This is a genomic window from Polaromonas sp. P1_G4, assembly GCF_056405475.1.
Genome location: NZ_JBFUCA010000305.1, coordinates 1 through 5,197, shown reverse-complemented (window position 1 = coordinate 5,197; position 5,197 = coordinate 1). Strand labels below are relative to the sequence as shown.

The window sequence follows — 5,197 nt, the reverse complement described above, 5'->3', positions numbered from 1 at the left end:
GCCGATGCCCGACAAGGTCAAGGTGAGGGACGATGCCGGTCATGCTTCGACCGGTGGCGGCTACAGCGCCAAAAAGGACAGGACGAAGCCGATCACGCTGACGATGAAAAAAGGTTACGGAAAACGTGCGCTGGAAGAGATCACTCGTGACGAGAACACGGACAGCTTTCGCAAGCTCGTTCGCACTGTTGGTCATGAGATGACACACGTCGCGCAACGTAAAAGCCCGGCAGTCATGAAGGCCACGACCAGCCCGCAACGGGAAATGGAGGCCTACGGGTCGGAGATATTGAGTCATCCGCGGCTGCCTGCACTGCAGGGCCCACAGTTGCAGTCCACTGCCAAAAAATTCAGGAAGCAGGCGGCTGAAGTGACTGATCCAGGTGGCCATCTGTCTGCGGTTGAAGAAGACCGGCGCCGCCTTGTTGCGGCACAACTCGACACCGGCCGCGGCGTCGGCATGTAGATGGCGGGGAGAAACGGGGATTCAGGCCGTCTCAAACACAGCGCAACCGGCACGCTGGCCGTGCGGGCGGCTGCGCGGCCGTTGCGCTGCAGGGCACGAGCCCGGCATGCGRCAATTTTCGCAGTCCGGAGCCAGGTTACAGATACCGGTCGTGTCACCCGGGAAAAAATATGCACGTTTTCAGAGGGAGTAAACCATGGCATCCAAACGACAAACGCCAGCGCTGTCCAAGCCGGTCACAGCGCAGTCAGGCCCGAAGACGACGCGTACGGCATCGCCTTCCACCGCTGCTCCGCCGCGAGATCTCGTACATGCGACGATGACGGTCACAGCGCCAGGCGGAGGGCGCCTGACCGGCGGCAGTGATTCGCTTTCTGTGACGGGAAAAAACACCGCCTGGGCCAAAAAACCGGTCCCGGACGGAGGCGCCGGCGTGCCGAAATACCAGGCCCGCGTGGCCTATATGAAGGCCAACCACGCGGACCATCCGCTTGCACAAAAACTCATGGACCGGCATGTCCAGCAGACTCCGGCTGAGGACAAGCGCGGACTGTCCTGTGCAGAGGGCCACAGCCTTCTCGCTGCGCACCAGGAACTTAACCAGCGCGGCAACACCCATGCGGCGGCACACCTCGACGCGTTCACGGCCGGGCTGGTACCAGCCGTGCCGGCTTATGTGCCGGCAGCTGCACCGACCTTCGGCGCCAACACAAAAAATGCGCGCAAGAACCTGCTCATGAGCAAGTACCAGGCGGCCGAGGCGACACGCGTTGCGGAACATGGCACGCTCGTGCAGCAACGCCAGGCTACGCTCGACGGCCTTGCCAAAAGCATGACCGGCATGGACAGCTGGCACGAGTACGCGGCGAAGGAGTCGTCGTTCATGGCCTGGAACGACATCCAGCAGCACGGTGCGCTGTCCGATGTGCACCACCACGCCACCAGCGAGGTCAGCGCGGGTGACGCCATGGCGTATTGTGTGAAGTGCCGTGCCGAAGTCGCCGGCGGTCTGAAACACAAATGACCCCGATCCGGCAGACCGCTCGCCGGCGGCAGCAKGAAAACCCCGATCACAAAGAAATATATGCCGCGCATCTATGAATCCCCCACGATGGGTGACGCCGACATCCGTGTCGCGCTCGTCAGTGACCTCGGCCAGGCCGACCTTCTCGTGCACCGGGTTGGCAGCTGGGGCCTGGCCACCCGCCCGTGGCTTTGGTACATGGCCCCCAAGCAGGATGCGAACCTGTACGTTTACTTTTGCTCGCTTGGCATGGCACAGCTCGCGGTCTGCTATGTCGACACCTACGGCCAGGCTGGTTGGGTCAACAAACAGCAGCGGCACCCGGTAGCGCACTTGCTGCGCTGAGTTGTTATTTGGGTGGGGGCGGCAATGCGATGGTGCCCATATTGGGTGGCAGCCCGAGCTTGAGCGAGAGGTAGTTGCGTTGGGACAATGCCTCGTCCGCGCTGCCAAAACGCCCGACGGTGACCACTGACCATGAACCGCCCGCGGGCTCGCCCATCAGGACGACCGTGCTGGTGACACCTTGTGCCTGTATTGACGAAGCCAGCTGGCTGGCAGGCTGCGCCGTCGAAAACTGTGCCGCCTGCAGCGCGAAGCTGGGAGAAGCCGTGGCCACCGTCGGCAATATCAGGCTGGCCGCAGGCAGGGGTGACGATGCCGCGACGGCCGGCGCGCTTGCCGGGGCCGCAGCGACTGTAGAAGCGGCAGCGGCGGCTGGTGTGCTGCCAGGTGTTGCGGTTGGTGTGGAAGCCGCCCCTGTACCTGGAGTGGCACGGCCCGGGATTTTCGCTCCGATTTGTTGCGCTATTTTTGCCACACCTTCCTTGAATGAGGAAGGCGCAAGCAACCCGGCGGCGAAGACCACCATGCCGAATACCAGGGTTAACAGGACAAGGCCGTACTTCGCAAGCACGCTCGGACTCAGGCTTCACCGGCGCGGGTAGCGGTGGCGGCCTGGGCCCGGCTGGGGCTCAGGCTGTGTTTGCGCACCAGCCGTCCGAAAGCGCTGCGATCCTGTCCCGCGATCAGTGCCGCCTGAGTCAGGTTGCCGTTGGTTTGCATCAGCAAGCGGCTCACATACAGCCGCTCGAACTCCTTGACGGCCTGCTGCTTGGCTGTGCGAAAGACCGCCGGTTCGGCAGCGGGACGCTCGCCGCGGGGCTGTGACATTGCCTGGCTGATATCGACTTCGTTGCTGTCGCAGAGCAAGAAAGCTCGCTGGACAACATTCTCGAGCTCACGCACATTACCCGGCCACGTGTAGCTCTGGATAAATGCGATCGATGCCGGCGTCAGGCGAACCTGCGGCCTTCCATGATGGTGGCCGAGCCGCGTCAGGAAAATCCTGGCAAGTTCGATCCCGTCGTCGCCGCGCTCGCGCAGCGTTGGCAGATAGACCGATAACACGTTGATGCGATACAGCAAGTCCTTGCGAAAACGGCGTGCTTCGGCAAGCTCGTTGAGGTTGGCGTTGCTGGCCACGACGATACGAACGTCAGACTGTTTGGTCGAACTCCCGCCGACGCGGCGGTAACTGCCATCTTGCAGAAAACGCAGCAGCGCGGCTTGGGCCTTGAGGCTGAGCGCGTCGACCTCGTCAAGAAAAAGTGTGCCGCCGCCGGCTTCGCTGACAAGTCCGAGCGAGGCAACTTTTGCGTCAGTGAAAGCCCCACGCTCGTGACCGAAGAGCTCACTTTCAACCAGGGTTTCGGCCAGCGCCCCGCAATTGACCGGAACAAAAGCGCGGTCGGCCCTCTTGCTGCCGTAGTGAATGGCCCGTGCCACCATTTCCTTTCCGGTGCCTGTCTCACCCTCGACGAGAACCGCCGCATCAACTCTGGCGACACGCTCGATCTGCGTGCGCACTTTCGCCAGGGATTCTGAGGATCCCAGCAACTGGAAGCCGAATCTTGCACTCATCAACATCCCCCGTTTTATTGCGGCTACTTCAGGGGCTTCTGCCTGCTTTCGCGAGGAAGCAAGAAGAAACCGAGTGCCTGGAAGCGCAAACATAAGAGAATTGCCACCCCCTCACATCCTCCAATTGCAGGAGCAATTAGTACCGAAAATTCTTGATTGACCTGGCTGCTGAACTGCACTGAAGGCTGACGCAACTATTCACTGAATTCCAGCTTCAAACTTCTGTAAGCAGAATGTGTGAATTGCATTCGAGGTGCGGGGATGCACCCAGGAATTTTTTGCCTATTTTCACGGTCAACCGGACAGCCTTTCGCCAATATGGCTGGAGCTTGCCAGTGCTGAAAAACCTTGTGTGGCGATGACTGCTCTTGTCTGATCGTCGATACCTATTCCGCCTTACAAACTCGCGAATGAGCACCGGGTTTTTTGGAAATACCCAAGGCCTGCGACCTTTCAAATCGCTCCGCTCACAACCCTCATCCCCCTGTCAGAACTGACAGGTAGGGCATACACGGATCGGCTCGCAAAACTCAACATTTCTTCACAGACCTTCGACGGGCCCTGATAAACGACAGTCTGCAAACCGACGGAATCGGTGCAATCGATGTGATCATTCCAATCGCTGTGGCATGCTTGTGCGCATGACAGTGCGCGGCAAACTCGACAATTGGGCCAGACGGATCAAGCGCGATGGATTGACGCTCTGGTTCGCCGGCAAGCACCCGGCAACGCCCTGGTATGCGAAGGCGCTTGGGCTCTTCGTCGTGGGCTATGCGCTGAGCCCCATCGACCTCATCCCCGATTTCATCCCGGTGCTTGGATATCTGGACGATGTCTTGTTGCTCCCCGGATTGATCTGGTTGACCATCAGGCTCCTGCCCCCAGAGGTGCTCACCGATTGCCGTAACCGGGCCGATGAGTGGGTGAAGACKCAGGGCTCAAAGCCGCGCAGCCGGGTTGCTGCGGTCGTGATCGTGCTGGTCTGGATCGGATTCGCCGCGGCCTTGTGGATCTGGCTTGTCCCGCCGCGGTTGTAGCCTCTGCGCAAACTACTCACCGCGGAACTCGGCCCAGCGCCACCGCTGCGATCGGCAACCGTCCCGCTTGCCGGTCAGCCCGCCTTCACATCCTTCAGCGTTTCAACCAGTGCCCGCAAGCCGGCGGTATAGGACCGCCAGCCGAGGCCCTGGATGGTCGCCTTTACCGCGGGCGAAATGATGGAGTGGCTGCGCCACGCTTCGCGCGCGGCGATGTTGCTCATATGAATCTCCAGCACCGGGAAGGGCATGGCCTTGATCGCGTCATGCAGCGGCACGCCGTGCTGGGTCAGGCCTGCAGGGTTCAGCAGGGCGCCCTGCGCGCTGTCGATGTTCTCGTGAAATTTATCGATCAGCGCACCTTCGTGGTTGGACTGGAATATTTCCAGTTCAACCCCAAGCTCGGCGGCCAGCGATTGAAGGCTGGCGTTGATTTCGGCCAGCGTGGTCGTGCCGTAAATATGCGGTTCACGGCGGCCGAAAAGGTTGAGGTTGGGCCCGTGCAGGACAAGAATTTTCATAATGACTGCTGGTTTACTTGCGGATGCGTGCAAGTTCGGAGGTGTAGAGCTTCGTGGTCACCGGGTCGTAAGCGTTCATGAACCGTTCAACGACTGGTTTGGCCACTTGCCGCATGCGGCCCTGCTCAGCCGGGCTCAGCTCGTTGTATTGCATGCCCCTGGCCTGCAGCTCGCCCACGGCTTTTTGCGCCGCGGCGCGGCTGACCTGGCGCTGGTAGTCGCGCGT

Annotated in this window: 7 protein-coding genes and 1 pseudogene; 4 read left to right on the top strand and 4 right to left on the bottom strand. The window is 60.9% G+C overall.

Translation table 11 applies throughout. The annotated features are described in order from the left end of the window. The 3 genes from AC1D1X_RS15100 to AC1D1X_RS15090 all read left to right on the top strand — a co-directional run. Positions 1-466: hypothetical protein (locus AC1D1X_RS15100; RefSeq protein ID WP_477698569.1), on the top strand; the 466-nt coding region annotated here is incomplete at its 5' end. Positions 467-662: 196 nt separating this feature from the next. Further along, positions 663-1,490, top strand: coding sequence for a hypothetical protein (locus AC1D1X_RS15095; RefSeq protein ID WP_477669967.1), 828 nt, complete (start codon positions 663-665; stop codon positions 1,488-1,490). Positions 1,491-1,550: 60 nt separating this feature from the next. Beyond that, a complete protein-coding gene (locus tag AC1D1X_RS15090) occupies positions 1,551-1,835 on the top strand; it encodes a 7(1) septoil knot domain-containing protein (RefSeq protein ID WP_477669966.1) in 285 nt (94 codons plus the stop codon). Between the two features lie 4 nt (positions 1,836-1,839). On the opposite strand, the gene AC1D1X_RS15085 is transcribed toward AC1D1X_RS15090, so the two are convergent. Beyond that, complete coding sequence (locus tag AC1D1X_RS15085; protein WP_477669965.1) at positions 1,840-2,406, bottom strand: SPOR domain-containing protein; 567 nt, start codon at positions 2,404-2,406, stop codon at positions 1,840-1,842. 8 nt (positions 2,407-2,414) lie between these two features. Beyond that, the gene (locus AC1D1X_RS15080; protein WP_477669964.1) at positions 2,415-3,413 is read right to left on the bottom strand and encodes a sigma-54 interaction domain-containing protein; all 999 of its coding nucleotides are present in this window, start codon (positions 3,411-3,413) and stop codon (positions 2,415-2,417) included. Positions 3,414-4,054: 641 nt separating this feature from the next. Between AC1D1X_RS15080 and AC1D1X_RS15075 the strand changes: the two genes are divergently transcribed. After that, positions 4,055-4,450 (top strand): YkvA family protein, encoded by a 396-nt coding sequence (locus tag AC1D1X_RS15075; protein WP_477670212.1) that lies wholly within the window; start codon positions 4,055-4,057, stop codon positions 4,448-4,450. Between the two features lie 74 nt (positions 4,451-4,524). Here the strand turns inward: AC1D1X_RS15075 and AC1D1X_RS15070 are convergent, their stop codons facing one another. Both AC1D1X_RS15070 and AC1D1X_RS15065 read right to left on the bottom strand, forming a co-directional pair. Next, on the bottom strand, positions 4,525-4,971 hold the full coding sequence (locus tag AC1D1X_RS15070; protein WP_477669963.1) for a type II 3-dehydroquinate dehydratase: 447 nt from the start codon (positions 4,969-4,971) through the stop codon (positions 4,525-4,527). Between the two features lie 13 nt (positions 4,972-4,984). Continuing rightward, positions 4,985-5,197, bottom strand: a pseudogene (locus tag AC1D1X_RS15065) (TRAP transporter substrate-binding protein); the annotation flags it as partial.